We start from the raw sequence: 20130 nt of genomic DNA on the forward strand, positions 1-20130 counted from the left end.
CGACGATGAAGGCAAAAGGTCAGGTTGCATTGGCCGTCGGCGCGGGCTACATGCTCGGCCGCACACACAAGATGAAGATGGCATTGATGCTCGCAGCCGCGGGCGCGACCGGACGCTTTCCGGGAGGGCCGCGAGTTCTGCTCGAACGCGGCACCAAGATGCTCGCCAGCTCCCCGGAAGTCGCCAAAATCGGGGAATCGGTGCGAGGGGAACTGCTCAACGCCGCGAGGGCTGCGGCGGTCACGGCGGCCAGTCAGCGGATCGATTCGCTGAACAGCCGCCTGCAATCGAGCGGTCAGGGTGTCACCGACACCGTGGGCGGCGTCGCGGACGTTGCCGGTGTGGGGGATGTCGTTCGCAAGAGGGGGCGGCGTTCCCGGAAGAACGACGTCGATGCAGCGACCGTCGACGCGGAGCTCGAGGACGAGTACGCCGACGAGGAAGCTGAGATCGAGGACGAGCAGGACGAGCAGGACGAGCCGGAGCCCGAGCCCGAGCCCGCCGTCCGCCGTCCGACAGCACGTCGCCGGGCGACAAGTGGAGCCGGCTCTCGAAACGGCGAGTCTCGTTCCGAGTCGGCCGCCGATGAGGGCGACGAGCCTGCGCCGCGCAGTCGTAAGACGAGGGCCCAGGCCCCCACAAATGCAGCGCCGGTTCGCCGTGGGCGGAGGTAAATCGATGACTACGAATCTGACTGACAAGGTGAAGGACACGGCGTCGTCCGGCGGGAAGAAAGGCGCCTCTGCGTCGTCCCCACTGCAGGATGCGGTACAGAAGCTGGTCGGCACCGTGGCGGAACGGGCGCTGACGTCCGTGTCGAGCAAGGTTCTGTCCACCTCTGGGCGGCTCAATGAGTACGCCGAAGGCGGCGGTGGCGGGCTCCTCGCGGCAGTCACAGGCTCCGAGAAACTGGCCGCAGGCGAATCCCCGGTCAAGTCTGCTGCTGCGGGCGCCACGCAGTTCGTCAAGGACAAGGCGTCCGACCTGAAGGAAGCAGTCACCGGCGGCGGAGGTGGCGGCGGCAAAGGCAAGAAGCTCAAACTCACCAACATCATAGAAGAAATCGATGTCGGTGTTCCGGTGCAGCTCGCCTACGACCAGTGGACTCGGTTCACCGACTTCCCGCAGTTCATGAAGAAGCTCGAACAAGTGGAGCAGGTATCGGACGAGAAGCTCGAGTGGAAGGCGAAAGTCTTCTGGTCGCGGCGGACGTGGGAATCGACCATCATCGAACAGGTCCCCGCTGAGCGCATCATCTGGCGCTCGAAGGGCGCCAAGGGTTACATCGACGGTGCCGTGACCTTCCACGAGCTGACGCCGGACCTCACCCGCATCCTCGTCGTTCTCGAATACCATCCCAAGGGTCTGTTCGAGAAGACCGGGAACATCTGGCGTGCACAGGGTCGGCGAGTGCGATTGGAACTCAAACACTTCCGGCGTCACGTCATGACCCAGACGGTGCTGCACCCGGATGAAGTCGAGGGCTGGCCCGGAGAGATCCGCGACAGCCAGGTGGTCGAGCCGGAGGAATCCGAGGAAGAGGAACCGGACGACACAGGGCGAGACGAGGCGGAAGCCGACGAGTTCGACTTCGACGAGGACGAGCTCGAGGCGGAAGAATCTGAACCGGACGAGCCGGAACCGGAAGAGGCGGACGCGGGCGACACCGAGCAGGACGAAGTCGAAGAAGAACCCGAACCGGAGCCCGAGGAAGAGGAGGCGCCGCCGCCGAAACGGCGAGCCCGCAGGCGCTCGACAGCCCCGGTCGGTAAGAAGCAAGGAGCGACCCGATGACCACGGCGATCCAACCGGCCGGTGGCGGCGGCGGTGGAGTGGGCGGTGGACCCAGTTCGAGCAGCCTCGCCGACGTCGTCGACACCATCCTCGACAAGGGCCTCGTGATCGATGCCTACGTCCGTGTGTCATTGGTCGGCATCGAGTTGCTGACCATCGACGCACGTGTCGTGGTCGCGAGCGTCGACACCTATTTGCGGTTCGCCGAGGCGGTCAATCGGCTCGAGATCGGTGACAACGAGCCGAAAGGCCTGCCGGACCTCGTCCAGGACGTCACGGAGGGAGGCGCCAAGTCGAAGACCCGCGGCGCTCTCGAGGCCGCCGGCGAGAAACTCGGTGATCTCCTCGGAGGTGAACAGGAACAACCGGAGCGAGTGACGCGAAAATCGAGTCGGGGAGACCGGTGATGACTACTTCGGATCAGACTACTGACGCGCCGGAACGGGAAGGCACGAAAGGTGTCTACGTGTATGGCATCGTCCCGGCAGACGTGGAGCCGGAAGCAGATGCCGTCGGTATGTGCGATGCGAAGGTCGATGTCGTGAAGCAGGGGGATATCGCGGCGCTCGTCAGCGAGGTGTCGGTGGATCGGCCGCTCGGCAAACCGGAAGATCTGCGAGTGCACGCACATATCCTCGACGGCACTTCTCGTGTGGCGCCGGTACTTCCGCTGAGGTTCGGCGCGGTCCTGACGGACGCCGACGCAGTGAAGGAGGAACTGCTCGGCGAGCACGCGGACGAGTTCGCGGCGGCGCTGCAGGAGCTCGAGGGCAAGGCGCAGTACGTCGTGAAGGGACGGTATGTCGAGAAGGCGATCCTTCGTGAGGTGATCAGCGAGAACCAGCAGGCCAGCGACCTCCGCGACACCATCCGTAATCAGCCGGAGGACGCCACCCGTGACGCCCGGATGGCTCTGGGTGAAATCGTCAACAACTCCATCGCGGCCAAACGGGAGCAGGACACCCGCACCGTGGTGGACGCACTCACGCCGCTGGCCGATTCGGTCAACGTCCGGGAACCGACGCACGAGGAAGATGCCGCGCAAGTGGCGGTGCTCGTCGAAGTCGAGAGGCAGGGTGAATTGGAAGAGGCCGTCGGAGAACTCGCCAAACAGTGGGAAGGCCGGGTCGAGATGCGCGTGCTCGGCCCGCTCGCACCGTACGACTTCGTGGTGACGCAGACACCGGAAGGCTGAGCGATGGGCCTGCTGTCGTTCGTATTCACTCTGCCACTGGCGCCGGTGCGGGGCGTGATCTCGCTGGCCGAGGTGATTCAACGTCAGGTCGAACAGGAGATGCACAACCCGGCGACGGCCCGCCGCGAACTCGAAGAGCTGGAGGAAGCCCGGGAACGTGGCGACATCACAGCCGAGGAAGAAGAACAGGCACAGCAGGCGATCCTCGATCGAATGACCTCCGGAGCCGCAACCCGCCCGGAGAACCCGCAGGAGGAGTGACCGATCATGACCGAGGATCAGCCGCCACCGTTGCCGGCGCCCGAGATCGCCCAGGTCGCTCTGCGGGATATCACGAAGCTGACCGGGAAACAGCCTCTCGGTGCCACCTCCGTCATGCCCAGCGACGACGGGTGGACCGTCGAGGTCGAGGTGGTCGAAGACCGGCGCATTCCGTCGTCCGCGGACATGCTCGCGCTGTACGAGGTGGTGTTGGATCTTGACGGACAACTGTTGTCCTACCGCCGGACTCGGCGCTACATGCGGGGCAGCACCGATAACGGGGGCGCAGCCTCATGACCGTCGCGGGGGGTGGGTCGGGGCCCATGTCGCAGGGCGGCGGCCTCGGCGGCGGCCATCAATCGACGAACCTGGGCGACATCCTCGAGCGGGTCCTCGACAAGGGTTTGGTGATCGCCGGCGACATTCAGGTGAATCTCCTCGATATCGAACTGCTGACCATCAAGGTGCGGTTGGTCATCGCGTCGCTGGAAACGGCGAAGGAGGTGGGCATCGACTGGTGGGAACACGATCCCTGGCTGACGGGCTCGAAGAGCAGCATCGAGATCGAGAACGCCCGGCTGCGTGAACGGATCGCCGAACTCGAGTCCGACCGTTCGGTGTCGCCCGCATTGGGAGGTGCCGAGTCGATCGAGGTGGAGGGGCAACGTCAGGACACCGACGATGACGCGCAGTGACGGGGTTTGGCTCTACGGCATCACTTTCGACGGCGTCGGTGATGCCCAACTGGCGGGCGTCACGGGCGTGGCCGGTGAACCGGTGCGGGCGGTCGCCTCGGAGGGGCTGGTCGCGGTGGTGGGGTCGGTCAGTCTCAGCGAGTTCGGGGAGGACTCCCTGCAACGGAATCTCGAGGACCTCGATTGGCTGGCGGCCACGGCAAGGGCACACGACCGCGTGGTGGCCGCGGTGTTGCGTTGCGGTCCCACCGTTCCGCTGCGACTGGCAACCCTGTATCTCGACGACGACCGGGTTCGTGGCCTGCTCGCTGATCGGCGGGAGGAATTCGCTGCCGCACTCGAGCGAGTGACCGGTCGCAGCGAGTGGGGCGTCAAGGCGTACGGGGACGCCGACGTGCTGGCTCAGGCGGCGACGGAGGAGCGCGTTGCGCAGGGCGCCGCCGGCAAGGGAACGGCGTATCTGCTGCGCCGGCGTGCGGAACTGGCCGCGCGGCAGAACGTCGAACGGCAGGCTGCCGAGCATGCCGCGAAAATCCATGCCGCGCTCGTCGAGAAGGCTGTCGACGGCCGGCGACAGCGGGTCACCGATCCGGCGCTGACCGGGAAGCGTGCGTGGATGATCTTCAACGGCACCTACCTCGTCGACGACGAGCGGGCGCAGGACTTCGGTGCCCTCGTCACCCGACTCGACGCCGAACATCCCGGTATCACCCTGGAGCTCACCGGCCCGTGGCCGCCGTACTCCTTCGCCACCATCGAGCAGGTGAACCCATGAGCGAAATGGTTCCTGCCGACGACACGCGGCAGATCGCCCTCGTCGACCTCCTCGATCGAGTGCTCGGCGGTGGGGTGGTGATCACCGGCGAGATCACGCTGTCGCTCGCCGACGTCGACATGGTCCGCATCTCGCTGCGCACGCTGATCGCCTCGGTGAGTGCCCTGGTACCGGAAGTTCAGGAAGCCGGCGATGAGTGACAGCCCACCCGGAAGCGACGCCCCGCAGCCTGCCGAGCTCGACGCGCTGACAGGCGAGGGGCGTCGTGTCCTGCCCCAGCGTATCGACGCCGACCCGGAGTCGGTCGAACGCGGCCTCGTCACCCTCGTGCTCACTCTCGTGGAACTGCTCCGTCAGCTGATGGAACGCCAGGCACTGCGCCGGGTGGACAACGGCGACCTGAGCGACGAGCAGATCGAGCGGATCGGCACGACGCTGATGCTCCTCGAGGAGCGGATGGCCGAACTGCGCGAGCACTTCGGCTTGACGCCCGAAGACCTCAACATCGATCTCGGGCCGCTGGGACCTCTGCTGTCCCACGAGTGACGGGACGCCCGGGCTACCGCCCGGTTCTCGCTGCGACCGCCAGGCGGGTGTCCTCTGCGATCAGATCGGCATTGAGGGCCGCCGCAGCGTTGAGTCCCGCTGCGGCGGAGGCGATTACCTGTCCCTTGAGGTCCGCCACGTTTCCGGCGACCCACACGCCCGGAATGGCCGTGGCGCCCATGGCATCCGAGGCAATGTAGGTGCCCACCACGTGTCCGCCCATCTGCTGCTCCACGGGCTCCAGCCCGAGTGTGGTCAGCACGTCGGCGCGCGCGGTGAAGACAGGCGCGACCACCACTGCGGCGCAGGCGAATTCCTCACCGGAGTGCAACCGGACACCGGTGAGGCGGTCCTCGGCCACCGTGAGGCCCGACAGCTTTCCGTCGACCACGGAGATGTCCCGGGCGGCGAGTTGCTCGTACTCCTCACCGGTCGGCTCGATCGCGTCGTTGAGGAACAGCGTCACCTTGTCGGTCCATTGCCGCCACATCAGTGCCTGGTGAATCGAGAAGGGGCTGCTCGCCAGAATGCCGATCGGCTGGTCCCGCACCTCCCACCCGTGGCAGTACGGGCAGTGGAGCACATCGCGGCCCCAACGTTCGGACACGCCGGGAATGTCGGGCAGCTCGTCCACCAACCCCGTGGTCACCAGCAGTCGCCGGGCCGAGACCGAACGTCCGTCGGCAAGGGTGACCCGGAAGCCGTCGTCCTCGGCGGTCTCGGCGGAGGTGACGGTGCCGGTCACCACCTCGCCTCCGTAGGAAACGACCTCGCCGCGGCCGATGTCGAGCAATTCGGCCGGGGGAGTGCTCTCGCGGCCCAGGTAATTGTGGATGTGCCCCGCCGGGGCGTTGCGCGGGGCGCCTGCATCGATCACCAGCACCGACCGCCGCGCCCGGGACAGGGCCAGCGCACCACTCAGTCCTGCTGCGCCACCACCGACGATCACTACGTCGTATTTGTCCTTCACTGCGTCCTCCTTCGTTCGGGCTTCGTAATCGAACTGTCCAGCACTCCGTGCAGCATTGACAAACTCTTTTGCCGGGATGGCAAGATGAGGGTATGAGCGACGACATTCCCGACCTCGGCGGTGTCCTCGACGCCGTCGGTCCACGACTGAAGGCACTCCGTCAGCAGCGCGGCGCAACGTTGGCGCAGCTGTCGGACGCCACCGGCATCTCGGTGAGCACCCTGTCCCGTCTCGAGTCCGGTCAGCGCAAACCCACGCTCGAGCTGATGCTGCTCCTCGCCCGAGCGCACCAGCTTCCACTCGACGAACTCGTCGACGCGCCCGCCACCGGTGACCCGCGGGTCCACCTGCGGCCGATCGAGCGTTTCGGCACGAAGATCATTCCCCTCACCCGCAGACCGGGCGGAATCCAGGCGTTCAAGCATGTCATCCCGGCGCGGGAGCCGTCGCCGAGCGAACCGCAGTTGCAAGTCCACGAGGGATACGAATGGCTCTACGTCCTCTCCGGGCGGCTTCGCCTACTGCTCGGAGAACACGACGTGATCCTCACCGCGGGCGAGGTGGCCGAGTTCGACACGCATGTACCGCACTGGTTCGGCAACCCTGGCCCCGAGCCGGTCGAAATCCTGAGCCTTTTCGGGCCGCAGGGGGAGCGGGCCCACGTCCGGGCCCGGCCCGCAGGTGATGCGGCGCTCTGACCGGCACGACCGCGCGCACCACCCCAGCAGGAAAGGCGGGCTGAGCCGCGGCGAAGGTCTCGATCGCGATACCCTGCCCGGGTGGATACAGCGAACGCCTCCGTTTCCGACGTCGAGCTGACCGAGCACCGGGCGGTGTCCGATCGACTCGTCGCGCAGCGAGGACCGTTCACGGGCACCTCACCGATCGTCAACGACGACCTGTACGCAGTGGTCAAGCGCGGCGGGTCCACCCGCACCCGATTCGCACTGCATCTGCACGCCGGCGCCACCGTCCACACCAACACCTTCTTCGGCCGGTTCCCGGCCAGCTACTGGCAGCGATGGACCACCGCGGCCGAGGTCACGGCCACAGCGCGGATCGACGCCGCAGACCACTGCCGGGCGCAGCTCCTGGCCTCCGACATCGGCGGGCACCGACGCATCATCGCCGCCGAGGTGATCACCGGCTCCGGCACCGTCACCCTCACCGCGAAACTCGACAAGTTCGCCGACGGCGGCGCCTTGTGGCTGCAGTTCGATGCGCTCGAGGGCGGCGTCACCGTTGCCGACATCGAATGGACGGTGGCCTCGCCCGAGACCGTCCGGCCGGTGGCCATTGCGATCTGTACCTTCAACCGGGCCGACGACTGCGCCAACACCGTGGCCGCTCTCGCGTCCGACGAGCGGGTGCTCTCTTCCCTCGACGCGGTGTACGTCGTCGACCAGGGCACCGATCCGGTGGAGACCCGCGAACTGTTCCAGCAGGTCGCCCCGAAGTTCGGCGACCGGTTGCACTACCTCCGCCAGGCCAACCTCGGTGGCGCGGGCGGGTTCAGTCGGGGACTCTACGAGGCGTCCGCCGCGGGTCCGCATGCCGATGTCCTTCTGATGGACGACGACGTTCTGTGTGAGCCGGAGAGCGTGCTGCGACTGAGCGCCTTCGCGAACATGACCACCGACCCGGCGCTGATCGGCGCCCAGATGCTGTTCCTGTACAACCCCAACTACCTCTTGGCGTCCGGGGAACGCGCCGATCTGACGACGCTGCGGCGCGGGCTACCGACCGACAAATACGGAGTCCGGAACAGCAACGTTCTGAAGAAGCTGCCCGAGCGCCGCATCGATGCCGAGTACAACGGCTGGTGGTCGTGTCTCATCCCGGCCGAAGTGGTCCGGCAGATCGGGATGCCACTGCCCGTCTTCTTCCAGTGGGACGACGTCGAATACAGCTTGCGGGCCGGCCGGGCGGGCATCCCGACGATCACCCTGCCGTCGACCGGAGTCTGGCACGCCGATTTCTATTGGAAAGATGTCGACGGCTTCGCGCATTACTTCAGTACCCGCAACGGGCTGATCACCGCTGCCCTCGACCCCGGCTTCGCGCCGACATCCCTGGCCAAGCAGCTCAGCCGGGAAATCAGTCATTCGATCGTGAGCTTGCAATACGGCCTTGCGCACACGCAGCTGCGGGCGATCGAGGGCTTCCTCGAAGGCCCGAATGCCCTCGCGGATGGTGGGCAGGCAGCTCTCGCCATGATCAACAAGGAGCGCACCCGGTTCCCGGAGACCATCACCAGACCGGTGTCCGAGTTGCCGGCGGACGTCCGGTTCCGTCGAGCCGATCCGCCTCCGAAGGAGGGCTGGGACGATCTGGTGCTCGCGAAACGGGCGGCCGCCCACCTTCGTGGACGCCTCGAGCGTGGGCCCGTCGCGATCTCCTACGAGGACGCGCGGTGGTGGCATGTCGGACGGTTCGACCACGTGTATGTCACGGACGCGTCGCAAGCCGGTGTGCGCGAACGCAAATACGACAGGGAGCTCGCTGCCGAGATGGGTGGCCGCCTCGCCGGAGTGATGAAACGATTCCGCGCGGAGGCGCCGACCGTCGCGGAGGCGTTCCGTGCCGAGATGCCCACCCTCACCAGCCGTGAAAACTGGACCCGGCTCTACGAGCAGATGAACCAGGCGTCATCGTGATATCGGTTCGGTGATGCGCACGACCACCTGCTCGTGGTTGGCCGTGTAACCGAGGTACTCGAAACCGATTCCCGTGCGGTCGACGAATTCCTTCCACGCCCGGTATTCGTGTTCCTGCCAACCCGGATAGTTGAAGAATTCGTCGAAAACGATCACCGTTCCGGCGACAAGCCGGAGGCCGATCCGGTCCAGCACCGTCTTGGTCGACGAATACAGGTCGGCGTCGAGGTGCACGAAAGCCACCGGATCCGGATGTGTGTCGAGGAAATCGGCGAGCGTGTCCTCGAAGAGTCCCGGGACCAGCTGGGCGCCGCGTACCTGGGGCATCTTCTCCTGGGCGAACTCGCCCGCCGGGAAACCGGTACGCCAGGTCTGCGGCAGTCCCGAGAACACGTCGAAACCGAAAACCTCGTGCTGGGCATCCTTGAGCTGTTCGACGATGATCCGCAGGGTGGTTCCCGACGCGACACCGAACTCGAGCGCCATTCCGGGAATCTGCACCTGGGACAGTCCGTACCGCAGCGTGTCGTGGGGATTCCAGAACACGGGAGCTTTCGGCATGTGCTCGAGCACGAACGCCGCCGACTGGTTGGTGGCTCCGACATCGAGGGCCTGCGTGATGTCGCGACGAGCCTGCTGTTCGAGTTCGCCGAGTCTTTGCTGAACGTCGGATACCTCCATCCGGGCATCCGACAGTTCCGACAGGACGCGCGAGAGTTCCTTATTGGTGGCGGACAGCTCGGCCAGCGTCTGATCGTGCTGGTTCTCGTGCAACTCGCGAGAACGCCGATCCGATTCGGCCACCACCTCATACACGGCGCGCTGAAGCTTGAGCCTGGCCTTTCGCCGAAATCCCTCGAACATGTATCCATGCTGCCAGGTCGCATCCCGGCTCAGGGCCGAACCGGGATGCGAGTTGGGCAGGTGTCAGTGACCGCGGGTTCGATACATCCGGCGATGCCCGCGGGCGATGATCTTCCACTCCCGTTCCCGCTCGGCGCGTAGCCGGGCATCGGCCCGTGACGCGATCCGACCGTTCTCGCGAATCAACTTGCGGTAGCTCACAAGTCGTCGTTCGGGAAGATCGCCGCGCTCGACCGCGGCCAGCACCGCACAACCCGGCTCCGCCTCGTGTGAACAATCCCGGAACCGGCACTGCGCGGCCCAGTCGTCGATCTCGGGGAACGCCTTGTCGATGCCGTCCGCCGCGTCCCACATGCCGACACCGCGCAGGCCCGGCGTATCGATCAGGGCGCCACCCTGCGGAAGCGGCAGCAGTTCCCGGTGCGAGGTGGTGTGCCTACCCTTGTGATCGCCCTCGCGAACACGGCCCGTGGCGAGCAGATCCGCGCCGAGCAACGCGTTGGCGAGCGTCGACTTGCCCGCACCGGACGGTCCGATCAGAGCGATGGTGCCGTCGATCATTGCGGTCAGAGCAGCGACGCCGTCGCCGGTCTCGGCGCTCACCGCCAGCACCGCCGAACCGGGCGAGACCGCAGTCACGGCGGTGACTGCGGTGGAAAGATCCTCGGCAGCATCGGCTTTGGTGAGAGCGACCACCGGCGTCGCGCCGCTCTCCCAGGCCAGTGCCAGCAGTCGTTCGATGCGGCCGAGATCGAGGTCGGTGTCGAGAGCGGAGGCGATCACCACCGTGTCGACGTTCGCGGCGAGCACGTGGCCGTCGGATCTGCCAGAGGCGGCGGACCGGACTATGGCGCTGCGCCGCGGGAGCAGGTCGGCGACAACGACGGTGTCACCGCTCGTACGGACAGTGACCCAGTCGCCGGTGCAGAGCGCATGCTCACCGTTCTCGGCACGAATGATGTCCGAAGACGTTGCGACGTCGCAACGTCCGCGGTCGACGCGGATCACGCGCCCGGGCTCGGAACCCTCGGTCGTGTAGTCGTCGAAAGCAAGGGTGTTGTTCCAGCCGTAAGCCAGGAGTTGTCCAGGGTTGAACATGATGAGTGGAATCCTCGGGTCGGTGAAGTGCCGACCGGACCACGATCAGGGTTCGGTCAGGCGAAGGAAGGGGGAGTGTGGACGCACGCGGCGTCGACCGACGAGACAATCATCGGACACTCACTCCTTCGCGACACTTTCCGGACCGTTCGGGAATCAGGATCCCACCCGACAGAACGTCGGGCAACCGATTTTACGGCCGCTCGAAACGCTCCCGGCGTCCCAGCTTCCGCAGTCGCATCCATTCGCGCAGTCCCTGCACGTCACGCCGTGTGACGAGGAAGTACCACCCGAACCGCACCCATTCCTGGGGAAGCAGCTTCCGCATTCCCGGCTGGGACAGCAGGTATCCCCGGTTGCGGTAGGTGAAGTAGCGCTTGACCTCGTTGTCCGGGTACTGCGTATGCATCCGGCCGCCGAGGATCGGTTTGAACTCCTCAGCGCCGTTCGGATGCACGTACGCCGTCTGCAGGCACGTTCCGAAGGGCAGCCCGGACCGCACCAGCCGGCGATGCACCTCCACCTCGTCGCCGCGTACGAACAGGCGCAAATCGGGAACCCCGACCGCGTCGATCGTGGACGCACGGAACAGCGCGCCGTTGAACAGGGAGGCGATGCCCGGCAGCAGATCGGCGGAGTCGTCACCGTCCTTGTGTAGTTCCGACCGAAGCCGCCGCCATTCCACCCCGCGTCTCAGCGGAAACGCCAGACGGTCGGGGTCGTCGATGTCACACACGACGGGCGACACTTCGGCCAGCCCGTGCCGGGTCGCGCAGTCGAGCAGGGTCTCGAGCACCTTGTCGCCCTCGGGACGGCCGTCGTCGTCGGCCAGCCATACCCAGTCGGCGCCCTGCGACAACGCATAGAGGATGCCGAGTGCGAAGCCTCCCGCACCACCGAGGTTGTGCCGCGACCCCAGGTAGCTGGTCGGAATACCCGCAGACTCGACGAGGGTTCGCACCTCGTCCTCGGCGGCATTGTCGACGACCACCAGATGGTCGAGCGGCCGCGTCTGCGACGCCAGCACCTTCAGCGACTGCGCGAGCAGTTCCCGGCGCTTGTGCGTGACGACGACGCCGATGATCCGCTCGGCGGGAGCGCTCACGCGGACTCCGCCTCCGTGCCGGTGCTCGTGCCCGCACTTGTCCCCGTAGGAACGGAACGTTCGCTCGGTCCAGCGCTACCAGCGTCCCGTTTGTACGAACGCGAGGGAGCAGTCAAGCCGGCCTTCTCCCGCTCGAGCTCGTAGATCACGTGCCGGACGTGGTCGGCCGCGTCGTCCCCCTCGTACGCCCGGACGACGTCCTCGATGCCACCCTGCTGGCGAATCCGGCCGTGATCGATCCACATCGCGGTGTCGCAGAGCTGGGCGAGGAACTCGTTGGAATGGCTGGCGAACACCAGAATCCCGGACCGTTCGACGAGCGCCTGCAACCGGACGCGGGCCTTCTTCATGAACTCCGCGTCGACGGCGCCGATACCCTCGTCGAGGAGAAGGATTTCGGGGTCGATGCTGGTCACCACGCCCATCGCGACACGCACGCGCATCCCGGTGGAGTAGGTGCGCAGCGGCATCGACAGGTATTCGCCCAGCTCCGTGAACTCGGCGATCTCATCCATCTTCGCGAGCATCTGCTTACGGGTCTGACCGAGGAACAGTCCGCGGATGATGATGTTCTCGTAGCCGGAGATCTCGGGGTCCATGCCGACACCGAGGTCGAAGACCGGCGCCACGCGGCCGCGGATGCTCGCGCTGCCCCTGGTGGGCTCGTAAATGCCCGACAGCAGTCGCAGCAGCGTCGACTTTCCGGCGCCGTTGTGGCCGACCAGCCCGATCCGGTCACCCTCCTTCAGCGACAACGTGATGTCGCGCAGGGCCTCGACCACCACCACGTCGGAACTGTTCCGGCCGATGGAGCCGCCGGCCTTGCCGAGGAAGGCTTTCTTCAGCGACCGCGACTTGGCGTCGAAAATGGGGAAGTCGACACAGGCATCCCGCGTCTCGATACTCACATGTTCTGTCATAGCGGAACCCCTAAACCCAGTAGGGCACGCGGGCCCGGTACTTGCGAAGCGCGAGGATGGCGGCGGCCCACCCGACAACGGTGATGGCCAGCACGATGTACCAGTGGTATGCCTGCTGGTCCTGTCCGATCATCGGTGCCCGGACGATGTCGAGATAGTGGAACAACGGGTTCAGCTCGGCGAGCTTGACCCGCTCGGCGGCCTGACCGCCCTGCGCCTCGAGGCTCTGGGTGGTCCACATGATCGGGGTCAGCACGAACAGCAGCAGCGTCAGGCTGGAGAGGATCGGCGCGATGTCCCGGTAACGGGTGGAGAAGATGCCGAACATGATCGACACCCACGCCGCGTTGAGAACGATCAGCGCCAGGGCCGGGATCGCGGCCAGCGACGTCCACGTCAAGTCGCGCCACACGCCGAATGCCACGAGCATGATCACGTAGATCAACAGGTTGTGGGCGAACAGCAGCAACTGTCGCCACACCAGCCGATACACGTGCACGCTCAACGCCGACGGCAACTGCTTGATCAGGCCCTCGTTGGCGATGAAGACCTCGGAGCCCTCGAGGATGCTGGCACTGATCAGGTTCCAGACGATCAGTCCCACCGTCACGTACGGAAGGAACTCCGGCAGCGGGATGTCCAGGAGCGCGGCGTACAGAATTCCGATGGCCGCAGCCTGCACGCCGGTGGCGATCGTGATCCAGAACGGGCCGATCACCGACCGGCGGTACCGCTGCTTGATGTCCTGCCAGCCGAGGCTCAGCCACAGCTCTCGCTGAGCGAAGCCGTCCCGGAGGTCCTTGAACGCACGACGGAAGGTCTGCGAGTCGGACACCGGGTGCGGAACGCCTGCGGCCTCGGATTCGATAGCGGATGCTGACACGGGCACCGAGCCTACCGGGAGTCGACTTCCACGCTGCGCCGCCCGTTGCTACAGGTACTGGCCGGTACCGCTCGATTGGTGTCCCTCGCCGTGGTTCTGCGGCGGGTGCGGGTTGCCGATGCTGATGCCCGGTGGGAGGGCGCCTTGACGCATCATCTCCAGCTGCGAGCGTGCGGCCATCTGCTGGGCGAAGAGCGCGGTCTGGATTCCGTGGAACAAGCCCTCCAGCCAGCCGACCAGCTGGGCCTGCGCAATGCGGAGCTCCGCGTCGGACGGGACGGTGTCGTCGGTGAAGGGCAACGTGAGGCGCTCGAGCTCGTCGCGCAACTCGGGGGCGAGCCCCTGCTCGAGCTCGCTGATCGACGACTTGTGGATGTCTTTGAGCCGGGTGCGGCTGGCGTCGTCGAGAGGTGCCGCCCGCACCTCCTCGAGGAGCTGCTTGATCATCGTCCCGATCCGCATGACCTTGGCGGGCTGCTCGACCATGTCGGCCACCGACTCCGGTTTCGCGTTGTCTTCGGCGCCGGCGTCGGCGTCGGCGGATCGCTTCGCGGCCTCTTCGACGGGTACGGCCACAGGCTGACCGTCGGGGCCGATCACGAGGACGTGTTCATTCTCCGAGTTCGTCATGACTCCATCTTGTCTGTTCACGCTCGGGCATGCGCGGGTGCGTCCGATTTCTCCACATTCAGGGTTTGTTGCACACCACAACAAGAGGCGGCTGGCTTCGACCGTATTGACTCAGGGTCTTAGAGTGTCGGGCATGGCTTACGACGTTGCCCGCGTACGGGGACTGATCCCGTCACTCGGCGACGGTTGGATCCATCTCGATCCTCAGGCCGGCATGCAGATCCCCGACGCGGTGTCGCGCACCGTTTCGACGGCGTTCCGGGCGTCCGCCTCCTCGTCGACCGGCCGTCACGTGTCCAGCCGGCGGAGCGCTGCAGTGCTCGATGCCGCCCGCGCCGCCGTCGCCGACCTGGTCGGTGGTGATCCTGCCGGGGTGGTCCTCGGGCCCGACCGCGCCGTCCTGCTCGCCTGGCTGGCCGAGTCGTTGAGCACACGACTCGGACTCGGAACCGGGCTGGTTCTCTCCCGTCTCGACGAAGAAGCGAACGTGGCGCCCTGGCTCCGCGTGGCCGGCCGCTACGGCGCCCAGGTGCGCTGGGCCGAGGTCGAGATCGAGACCTGCGAACTCCCCAGCTGGCAGTTCCAAGACCTCATCACCACCACAACGCGGCTCGTCGCCCTCACCGCGGCATCCCCGATCGTCGGCTCCGCGCCCGACGTCCGAGTCGCCGCAGATCGCGTCCACGAGGTGGGCGGCCTGATGGTCGTCGATGCCATCGGCGCCGCTCCCTACGCCCACGTCGACATCAACGAACTCGGAGCCGACGTCGTCGCTGTCGGAGCCACCTCCTGGGGTGGGCCGCAGGTCGGCGCCCTCGTCTTCCGCGACCCCACCCTCCTCGACCGCATCCCCGCCGTCTCGCTCAACCCCTATGCGCGCGGCGTCGAACGACTCGAGGTCGGGGGACACCAGTTCGCCCTGCTCGCCGGGCTCACCACCTCGATCGACTTCCTCGCCGGACTCGACGAATCCGCCACGGGATCACGCCGGGAAAAGCTCGAGACGTCCATCAGCTCGTTGCAGAACTACCAGGACACCCTCTTCGACCACCTCATGTCGTCGCTCAAGAGACTCCCGCAGATCATGGTCATCGGCCGGTCACCCAGCCGGGTACCCACCCTCAGCTTCACCGTCGCCGGAGTCTCCGCCGACAAGGTGGCGTCCCACCTCGCCGACAAACGCATCGCCACAGTCAGCGGCGTCCACGGTGGATCCCGACTCCTCGACGCCCTCGGCGTCAACGACGAAGGCGGCGCGGTCACCATCGGCCTCGCCCCGTACACCACGCGGTACGAGATCGATCAGCTCGTCGGCGAACTCGCTTCGCTGGGCTGACGTACGCCCTGCCCTTGCACCGCCCCGCCGCTGACCCGATGGGGTACTCGGTCAGCGGGAGGCGGCGCGAGGGCGTCAGTGCCGCGGAATGGTGAGAATCACTTTGCCGACGGTCTCCGGCGAGTCGAGCAGCTCGTGGCCGCGCGGCGCCTCGGTGATCGGCAGTTCGGCCGACACCACGGGTTGTATCGCGCCCTCGGTGATCAGTGGCCACAGGCGGTTTCGGACGTCGGCGACGATTTCCGCCTTGCTCTCGCGGCCGTTCTCCGGACGGCCGCGTAGTCCGGTGGCAGTGATGTTGCCGCGCTTCGCGAACAGTCGGGTGAGATCGAGCTCGCCTTTGCGTCCGCCCTGGAAGCCGATGAGGACGAGCCGTCCGTCCGACGCCAGCGCGTCGATGTTGCGGCCGAGATACGAGCCGCCCATGTTGTCGAGAATCACATCGGCGCCGTGTCCGTCCGTCGCCTTCTTCACCTCTTCGGCGAAGTCGGCTTCGCGGTAGTTGACGAGGATGTCGGCACCCAGCTCGCGGCAGCGTTCCAGTTTTGCCTCGGATCCCGCCGTGACGGCCACCCGCGCGCCCAACGCGACACCCACCTGGATGGCATGGGTGCCGATGCCGCCGCCACCGCCGTGCACCAGCAGGACGTCACCGCGCGACAACCCGGCCCGCATCACCACGTTCGACCACACCGTGCAGGCAACCTCGGGTAGGGAAGCGGCGACGAGGAGATCGACGCCCTTCGGCACCGGTAGTAGCTGGGTCGCGGGGACGGCCACCCGTTCGGCGTAACCACCGCCCGCGAGCAGGGCGCACACGTGGTCGCCGACGGACCACTCCGAGACGCCGTCGCCGACCTCAGCGACGATGCCGGAACATTCGAGGCCGAGAATGTCGCTGGCACCGGGCGGCGGCGGGTAGAACCCCTGGCGCTGGGTGAGATCTGCGCGGTTGACGGCGGTAGCCGCCACATCGATGAGAACGTGGCCGGGTAGCAGTTCGGGATCGGGCTGCTCCGCCCATCGCATGACTTCCGGACCACCCGGCTGATCGATCGTGATCGCATACATGAAGGACGACGTTAGCGAATCGAGGCGACGCACGGTCCCTGCGAGCGATCCCGCTTGTCACATCGAGGGATTGGGACCCGACGCTACTGGAAAGTAACGTCACGCTACTAGAATATGAACCTGTGACAGCAGAAACCTCCGACGCCGAAGTCGAGACCAATTGGTTGACCCCGGCCGAGATGCGCGCATGGCGCGGCTATATGGACGGCAACCAGCGGCTCATGGACGTCCTCAACAGGGATCTGCAGGAAAAGCACGATCTGTCGCTCGCCGACTACCGAATTCTCGTGCTGCTGTCCGAATCGCCCGACGGATCGCTACGGATGTCCGATCTCGCCGACGGGGTGCTGTCCTCGCGCAGTCGGCTCACGCATCAGATCCGGCGCATGGAGGCGCAAGGCATGGTCACCCGGGACACCTGCCTGGAGGACGGCCGGGGTGTTCTCGCCGTCATCACAGACGAGGGTCGGGCGCGACTGGCCGAGGCGGCACCCACCCACGTAGCCGGGGTCCGGCGCAACCTCGTCGACCAGCTCACCAAATCGCAGCTCAAAGTACTCGCCGAGGTGTTCGAGCGGGTAGACAAAGCCATCGGCGACCGCTGACCGGTTGCAACCGCCGACATCGTTACCGATAGGATCGCGCACGGAAGCGTGGCAGAGCGGCCGAATGCACTCGCCTTGAAAGCGAGCGTGGCGTTAAACCCACCGGGGGTTCAAATCCCTCCGCTTCCGCAGATGAAGCGGCCCCGGCCCGGCACCACACGTGCCGGCTCGGGGCCGCCTCTCATTCCTCTACCCGCGGGGGCGTGCAGTCTTCCGCGCTTTGGGCGCCTTCGGCGGCAGTTCCGCTACCTCCGCGAGCGCGCGTTCGAGCCACCGCCTGGCCTGATCGGGGGTGTCGCGCCAGTGGTCCGGCAGGGCGAGGTATTCGCGCATCGGCTTTTCTCCGGGTCCGAACGGGCCGACGCCGTCCGCAGACGACAGCTCGTCGTTCGCCTGCTCGCTGAGGAGCCGGACCCCGACGCTCGGTCCGAGAAGTCCCGCGAACATGTTGCCGTTGACGAAGGCGCCGAGGTTGCCGAACATCGGCTTCACTTGGACACCGGGTCGGTCGGGAATCAGTGACCGGAAGAATTCCTTGTCCGCTTCGGTTGGCTTCGGCATCTCCATGGACAGTCCTTTCGCAGCGCCCGGATCTACTGTTCCGGGCGCTCTTCGGGGGTCATGATGCTGAAGACGGCGCCCTGGGGGTCGGCGACTCCGGCCATCCGTCCGACCGTCGGAATGTCCATGGCCTCTTCGACGATCGCGCCGCCGAGTTCGACCACTTTTGCAGCGCTGGCGTCGACGTCCTTCACTGCGAAATACACGCGCCAATGGTTCGGCGTATTCGGATGGAGCGGTGCACCGGCGCCGCCGACCTGCTCGTCACCGACCTGGAACAGGGTGTAGGTGTAGTCGGGTCCCATGGACATCTGGGTGGTGGTGGTCCCGAGGATGCTGTTGTAGAAGCGGACCGCCGTGTCGACGTCGGTGGTGTTCAGTTCGTTCCAGAGGCAGGCCCCCGGGTCTCCGACGAGGCCGGCACCGATGTGCTGCTTTGCTTGCCACAGCCCGACGCTCGCCCCGGTCGGGTCGGTGACGAAGGTCATGCGGCCGGCTTCCCCCACGTCGAACGCCGGCATCGCGACCTGGCCGCCGGCGCCGGGGACCTTCGCGACCGTCTCGTCGACGTCGTCGACTGCGATGTAGGTGTTCCAATTCGCCGGCGCCCCGGCCTGGGCCGCGTCGGGTTGTAGTGGCGCAATGGCGGCGACGTTCTCACCGCGCACGGTCGCCATCGAGTAGACAGGGCCGTCGGGCATCGGCCGGTCGTCGTATTTCCAGCCGAGCAGTTCCGCGTAGAACTTCTTGGCCGCGTCCTGATCGCTGGTCTGGAGATCTACCCAGCTCGGTGTTCCCTGAGGGTATTTCGTTTTGATCGGCATGGCGGTTCCTTTCGGTGAGGAGATCAGGCCGTCGGGAGTGGGCGACCGGTGAAGGCGATCAAACGCTCGAAGGGGTCGGCGGTGTGTTCGGCAGGTACCGGGTCGGCGAATCCGACGGCACCCCGGGCTTCCGGCCGGATGATGGTGTGTGCCAGTCCGAGTACGTACTCGGACAGTGCAGGGTCGACATTGACATTCCGGTCGACGGCTGCTGCGAAATCCCAGGCGTGCACCAAGAATTCGATGGACAATATTCCTACGGCGATAGGTGCCGGGACGGTGTTTCCCCCGATGATCACGGTCCCGTCCAGTCCGCGGCGCCGCCACGCTTCCAATGCCTGTTGGGCTTCGTCGGCGATCCTGGTTTCTACCGGTTTTCCCGGTTCGTCGTCGATCTTCGGACCGGCGGCCGAGCCGATGGTCGTGATCGATCCGGCGAGGTGGTCGGCGAGCTGCGCGACGGTGAACTCGGTGCACACCGTCTGGGCGGACATGTCGTCGGCAGTGAGATCGCGTAGCGCCCGCTGCACGACCGCCAGAGTTGCCTCTGCGCTCGACAATTCGTCGAGAGGCTGCGGGAGCGCCGCCCATTCGTCGGGTCCGGCGTCGCCCACGACGGCGGCTGCGGCGAGGCGATCGAGGTAGTGGGTCCAGCCCTCGGCGTGGCGGGCTGCCTGTTCGTCGCTCAACCCTTCGTGAACCAGTCGCACCTCGGTTCCGCCTGCGGTAGGAGTGAGGGTCACGGTGACGGTCGAGGTGCCGGGCGGAAGGTCTTCGCTCTCTTCCCAACCCCACGTGAAGACAATTCGCCGACCGGGGTCAACCTCCTTGAATGTTCCCGCGGCCGAGTGTCCGGGCACGACGGTCCAGCGGTATCCGCCGCCCGTTCGGAGATCGATCCGCGCTGCGACCGTCTGCCACCTGCGTAACCGTTCGGGCTCGGTGACGAGTGCGAAGGTGGCGTCCGGGTCGAGCGGAACGACAACGGTTTTGTCGAATGGCATCAGCGGTCTCCTTTGGAAGCTGCTTCCTCGGTGGCGTCCGCGACGAGCCGGTCGAGTTCGTCGATCCAGAACGAATCGAACAGCGTGCGGAGTTGGGCAAGGCCCTGTGGATCGAGCCGGTAGTACCTGAAACGTCCGTCTTTACGTGCGGTCACCAGCCCCGCGTCCATGAGCACCCGAAGATGTTGAGAAATGGCCGACCGGCTCGCGGAAAAGTGCGCCGCAAGCGTGTTGACGGTCTGTTCCCCAGATGTCAGCAGATGCATCAAGCGTCTCCGGGTTGGCTCGGCTGCAACTTCCAACTGGTCGAGCACGTCCAATACGTTAGTCGCGGCT

At 66.2% G+C, this 20130-nt stretch carries 26 protein-coding genes and 1 tRNA gene; 15 read left to right on the forward strand and 12 right to left on the reverse strand.

Going from position 1 to position 20130, the window contains the following annotated elements; genetic code table 11:
• The first annotated feature begins 5 nt into the window (after positions 1-5).
• Genes GFS60_RS02405 through GFS60_RS02450 form a run of 10 tightly spaced genes read left to right on the forward strand, consistent with a single transcriptional unit; the run spans position 6 to position 5266 of the window.
• Positions 6-674 (forward strand): hypothetical protein, encoded by a 669-nt coding sequence (locus GFS60_RS02405; RefSeq protein WP_159918838.1) that lies wholly within the window; start codon positions 6-8, stop codon positions 672-674.
• Positions 675-678: 4 nt separating this feature from the next.
• Positions 679-1794 (forward strand): SRPBCC family protein, encoded by a 1116-nt coding sequence (locus tag GFS60_RS02410; protein WP_159918839.1) that lies wholly within the window; start codon positions 679-681, stop codon positions 1792-1794.
• Positions 1791-2201: a gas vesicle protein GvpJ gene (gene gvpJ, locus GFS60_RS02415; RefSeq protein ID WP_159918840.1), complete on the forward strand. Its 411-nt coding sequence runs from the start codon at positions 1791-1793 to the stop codon at positions 2199-2201. The genes GFS60_RS02410 and gvpJ overlap by 4 nt, the downstream gene beginning before the upstream one ends.
• Positions 2201-2989, forward strand: coding sequence for a GvpL/GvpF family gas vesicle protein (locus GFS60_RS02420; protein ID WP_159918841.1), 789 nt, complete (start codon positions 2201-2203; stop codon positions 2987-2989). The genes gvpJ and GFS60_RS02420 overlap by 1 nt, the downstream gene beginning before the upstream one ends.
• A gap of 3 nt (positions 2990-2992) precedes the next feature.
• Complete coding sequence (locus tag GFS60_RS02425; protein WP_159918842.1) at positions 2993-3250, forward strand: gas vesicle protein GvpG; 258 nt, start codon at positions 2993-2995, stop codon at positions 3248-3250.
• A gap of 6 nt (positions 3251-3256) precedes the next feature.
• Entirely contained in the window at positions 3257-3547 is a 291-nt protein-coding gene (locus GFS60_RS02430) for a gas vesicle protein GvpO (RefSeq protein ID WP_159918843.1), read from the forward strand.
• Positions 3544-3945 (forward strand): gas vesicle protein, encoded by a 402-nt coding sequence (locus GFS60_RS02435; protein WP_159918844.1) that lies wholly within the window; start codon positions 3544-3546, stop codon positions 3943-3945. Before GFS60_RS02430 ends, GFS60_RS02435 begins: the two co-directional genes overlap by 4 nt.
• Positions 3932-4720, forward strand: a complete 789-nt coding sequence (locus tag GFS60_RS02440) for a GvpL/GvpF family gas vesicle protein (RefSeq protein ID WP_159918845.1) — start codon at positions 3932-3934, stop codon at positions 4718-4720. Before GFS60_RS02435 ends, GFS60_RS02440 begins: the two co-directional genes overlap by 14 nt.
• Positions 4717-4920, forward strand: a complete 204-nt coding sequence (locus GFS60_RS02445; RefSeq protein WP_159918846.1) for a gas vesicle protein — start codon at positions 4717-4719, stop codon at positions 4918-4920. Before GFS60_RS02440 ends, GFS60_RS02445 begins: the two co-directional genes overlap by 4 nt.
• On the forward strand, positions 4913-5266 hold the full coding sequence (locus tag GFS60_RS02450; RefSeq protein WP_236603351.1) for a gas vesicle protein K: 354 nt from the start codon (positions 4913-4915) through the stop codon (positions 5264-5266). Before GFS60_RS02445 ends, GFS60_RS02450 begins: the two co-directional genes overlap by 8 nt.
• A gap of 13 nt (positions 5267-5279) precedes the next feature.
• On the opposite strand, the gene GFS60_RS02455 is transcribed toward GFS60_RS02450, so the two are convergent.
• A complete protein-coding gene (locus tag GFS60_RS02455) occupies positions 5280-6236 on the reverse strand; it encodes an NAD(P)/FAD-dependent oxidoreductase (RefSeq protein ID WP_159918847.1) in 957 nt (318 codons plus the stop codon).
• 92 nt (positions 6237-6328) lie between these two features.
• Here GFS60_RS02455 and GFS60_RS02460 point away from each other — a divergent pair, with 92 nt between their 5' ends.
• Both GFS60_RS02460 and GFS60_RS02465 read left to right on the forward strand, forming a co-directional pair.
• Positions 6329-6934: a helix-turn-helix domain-containing protein gene (locus GFS60_RS02460; protein ID WP_109326108.1), complete on the forward strand. Its 606-nt coding sequence runs from the start codon at positions 6329-6331 to the stop codon at positions 6932-6934.
• An 81-nt stretch (positions 6935-7015) separates the two neighbouring features.
• Entirely contained in the window at positions 7016-8893 is a 1878-nt protein-coding gene (locus GFS60_RS02465) for a glycosyltransferase (RefSeq protein WP_159918848.1), read from the forward strand.
• Here the strand turns inward: GFS60_RS02465 and GFS60_RS02470 are convergent.
• The 6 genes from GFS60_RS02470 to GFS60_RS02495 all read right to left on the reverse strand — a co-directional run bounded on the left by GFS60_RS02470 (position 8885) and on the right by GFS60_RS02495 (position 14393).
• Positions 8885-9757, reverse strand: a complete 873-nt coding sequence (locus GFS60_RS02470) for a TylF/MycF/NovP-related O-methyltransferase (RefSeq protein WP_159918849.1) — start codon at positions 9755-9757, stop codon at positions 8885-8887. The two genes, GFS60_RS02465 and GFS60_RS02470, sit on opposite strands and share 9 nt — an antisense overlap.
• A gap of 63 nt (positions 9758-9820) precedes the next feature.
• Complete coding sequence (gene rsgA, locus GFS60_RS02475) at positions 9821-10855, reverse strand: ribosome small subunit-dependent GTPase A (protein ID WP_159918850.1); 1035 nt, start codon at positions 10853-10855, stop codon at positions 9821-9823.
• 193 nt (positions 10856-11048) lie between these two features.
• Positions 11049-11960 carry a galactofuranosyltransferase GlfT1 gene (glfT1, locus tag GFS60_RS02480; protein WP_159918851.1) on the reverse strand — a complete coding sequence of 304 codons (912 nt, stop codon included), beginning with the start codon at positions 11958-11960 and terminating at the stop codon, positions 11049-11051.
• Positions 11957-12880 carry a galactan export ABC transporter ATP-binding subunit Wzt/RfbE gene (gene wzt / locus GFS60_RS02485; RefSeq protein ID WP_236603352.1) on the reverse strand — a complete coding sequence of 308 codons (924 nt, stop codon included), beginning with the start codon at positions 12878-12880 and terminating at the stop codon, positions 11957-11959. Before wzt ends, glfT1 begins: the two co-directional genes overlap by 4 nt.
• Positions 12881-12890: 10 nt before the next feature.
• Positions 12891-13763 carry a galactan export ABC transporter permease subunit Wzm/RfbD gene (wzm, locus tag GFS60_RS02490; RefSeq protein WP_159918852.1) on the reverse strand — a complete coding sequence of 291 codons (873 nt, stop codon included), beginning with the start codon at positions 13761-13763 and terminating at the stop codon, positions 12891-12893.
• Between the two features lie 48 nt (positions 13764-13811).
• Positions 13812-14393, reverse strand: coding sequence for a bacterial proteasome activator family protein (locus tag GFS60_RS02495; protein ID WP_159918853.1), 582 nt, complete (start codon positions 14391-14393; stop codon positions 13812-13814).
• Positions 14394-14526: 133 nt separating this feature from the next.
• Here GFS60_RS02495 and GFS60_RS02500 point away from each other — a divergent pair, with 133 nt between their 5' ends.
• Entirely contained in the window at positions 14527-15729 is a 1203-nt protein-coding gene (locus GFS60_RS02500) for a cysteine desulfurase-like protein (protein WP_109326121.1), read from the forward strand.
• Positions 15730-15804: 75 nt separating this feature from the next.
• On the opposite strand, the gene GFS60_RS02505 is transcribed toward GFS60_RS02500, so the two are convergent.
• Positions 15805-16800 (reverse strand): NAD(P)H-quinone oxidoreductase, encoded by a 996-nt coding sequence (locus tag GFS60_RS02505; protein ID WP_159918854.1) that lies wholly within the window; start codon positions 16798-16800, stop codon positions 15805-15807.
• Positions 16801-16922: 122 nt separating this feature from the next.
• On the opposite strand from GFS60_RS02505, the gene GFS60_RS02510 reads away from it, so the two are divergent.
• Entirely contained in the window at positions 16923-17405 is a 483-nt protein-coding gene (locus tag GFS60_RS02510; protein WP_109326123.1) for a MarR family winged helix-turn-helix transcriptional regulator, read from the forward strand.
• Between the two features lie 42 nt (positions 17406-17447).
• A tRNA-Ser gene (locus GFS60_RS02515) sits at positions 17448-17534 on the forward strand.
• Positions 17535-17594: 60 nt separating this feature from the next.
• Here the strand turns inward: GFS60_RS02515 and GFS60_RS02520 are convergent.
• The 4 genes from GFS60_RS02520 to GFS60_RS40285 are packed head-to-tail and all read right to left on the reverse strand — an operon-like array spanning position 17595 to position 20108.
• A complete protein-coding gene (locus GFS60_RS02520) occupies positions 17595-17972 on the reverse strand; it encodes a TfoX/Sxy family protein (RefSeq protein ID WP_159918855.1) in 378 nt (125 codons plus the stop codon).
• A gap of 26 nt (positions 17973-17998) precedes the next feature.
• Positions 17999-18790 carry a VOC family protein gene (locus GFS60_RS02525; protein WP_159918856.1) on the reverse strand — a complete coding sequence of 264 codons (792 nt, stop codon included), beginning with the start codon at positions 18788-18790 and terminating at the stop codon, positions 17999-18001.
• Positions 18791-18813: 23 nt separating this feature from the next.
• The gene (locus tag GFS60_RS02530) at positions 18814-19794 is read right to left on the reverse strand and encodes a TIGR03086 family metal-binding protein (RefSeq protein ID WP_159918857.1); all 981 of its coding nucleotides are present in this window, start codon (positions 19792-19794) and stop codon (positions 18814-18816) included.
• Complete coding sequence (locus tag GFS60_RS40285) at positions 19794-20108, reverse strand: ArsR/SmtB family transcription factor (protein WP_236603354.1); 315 nt, start codon at positions 20106-20108, stop codon at positions 19794-19796. The genes GFS60_RS02530 and GFS60_RS40285 overlap by 1 nt, the downstream gene beginning before the upstream one ends.
• Positions 20109-20130 lie beyond the last annotated feature (22 nt).

The organism is Rhodococcus sp. WAY2 (assembly GCF_009859915.1).
GTDB lineage: Bacteria > Actinomycetota > Actinomycetes > Mycobacteriales > Mycobacteriaceae > Rhodococcus_F > Rhodococcus_F oxybenzonivorans.

Bases quoted from the DNA above. Each gene is read 5' to 3' on its own strand.
- GFS60_RS02420 (WP_159918841.1), top strand. From the start codon at position 2,201: ATGACTACTTCGGATCAGACTACTGACGCGCCGGAACGGGAAGGCACG.
- GFS60_RS02450 (WP_236603351.1), top strand. From the start codon at position 4,913: ATGAGTGACAGCCCACCCGGAAGCGACGCCCCGCAGCCTGCCGAGCTC.
- GFS60_RS02425 (WP_159918842.1), top strand. From the start codon at position 2,993: ATGGGCCTGCTGTCGTTCGTATTCACTCTGCCACTGGCGCCGGTGCGG.
- GFS60_RS02530 (WP_159918857.1), bottom strand. From the start codon at position 19,794: ATGCCATTCGACAAAACCGTTGTCGTTCCGCTCGACCCGGACGCCACC.
- GFS60_RS02495 (WP_159918853.1), bottom strand. From the start codon at position 14,393: ATGACGAACTCGGAGAATGAACACGTCCTCGTGATCGGCCCCGACGGT.
- wzt (WP_236603352.1), bottom strand. From the start codon at position 12,880: ATGACAGAACATGTGAGTATCGAGACGCGGGATGCCTGTGTCGACTTC.
- GFS60_RS02405 (WP_159918838.1), top strand. From the start codon at position 6: ATGAAGGCAAAAGGTCAGGTTGCATTGGCCGTCGGCGCGGGCTACATG.
- GFS60_RS02410 (WP_159918839.1), top strand. From the start codon at position 679: ATGACTACGAATCTGACTGACAAGGTGAAGGACACGGCGTCGTCCGGC.
- GFS60_RS02440 (WP_159918845.1), top strand. From the start codon at position 3,932: ATGACGCGCAGTGACGGGGTTTGGCTCTACGGCATCACTTTCGACGGC.
- GFS60_RS02435 (WP_159918844.1), top strand. From the start codon at position 3,544: ATGACCGTCGCGGGGGGTGGGTCGGGGCCCATGTCGCAGGGCGGCGGC.
- GFS60_RS02430 (WP_159918843.1), top strand. From the start codon at position 3,257: ATGACCGAGGATCAGCCGCCACCGTTGCCGGCGCCCGAGATCGCCCAG.
- GFS60_RS02460 (WP_109326108.1), top strand. From the start codon at position 6,329: ATGAGCGACGACATTCCCGACCTCGGCGGTGTCCTCGACGCCGTCGGT.
- GFS60_RS02445 (WP_159918846.1), top strand. From the start codon at position 4,717: ATGAGCGAAATGGTTCCTGCCGACGACACGCGGCAGATCGCCCTCGTC.
- GFS60_RS02500 (WP_109326121.1), top strand. From the start codon at position 14,527: ATGGCTTACGACGTTGCCCGCGTACGGGGACTGATCCCGTCACTCGGC.
- rsgA (WP_159918850.1), bottom strand. From the start codon at position 10,855: ATGTTCAACCCTGGACAACTCCTGGCTTACGGCTGGAACAACACCCTT.
- gvpJ (WP_159918840.1), top strand. From the start codon at position 1,791: ATGACCACGGCGATCCAACCGGCCGGTGGCGGCGGCGGTGGAGTGGGC.
- GFS60_RS02505 (WP_159918854.1), bottom strand. From the start codon at position 16,800: ATGTATGCGATCACGATCGATCAGCCGGGTGGTCCGGAAGTCATGCGA.
- GFS60_RS02520 (WP_159918855.1), bottom strand. From the start codon at position 17,972: ATGGAGATGCCGAAGCCAACCGAAGCGGACAAGGAATTCTTCCGGTCA.
- GFS60_RS02470 (WP_159918849.1), bottom strand. From the start codon at position 9,757: ATGTTCGAGGGATTTCGGCGAAAGGCCAGGCTCAAGCTTCAGCGCGCC.
- GFS60_RS02525 (WP_159918856.1), bottom strand. From the start codon at position 18,790: ATGCCGATCAAAACGAAATACCCTCAGGGAACACCGAGCTGGGTAGAT.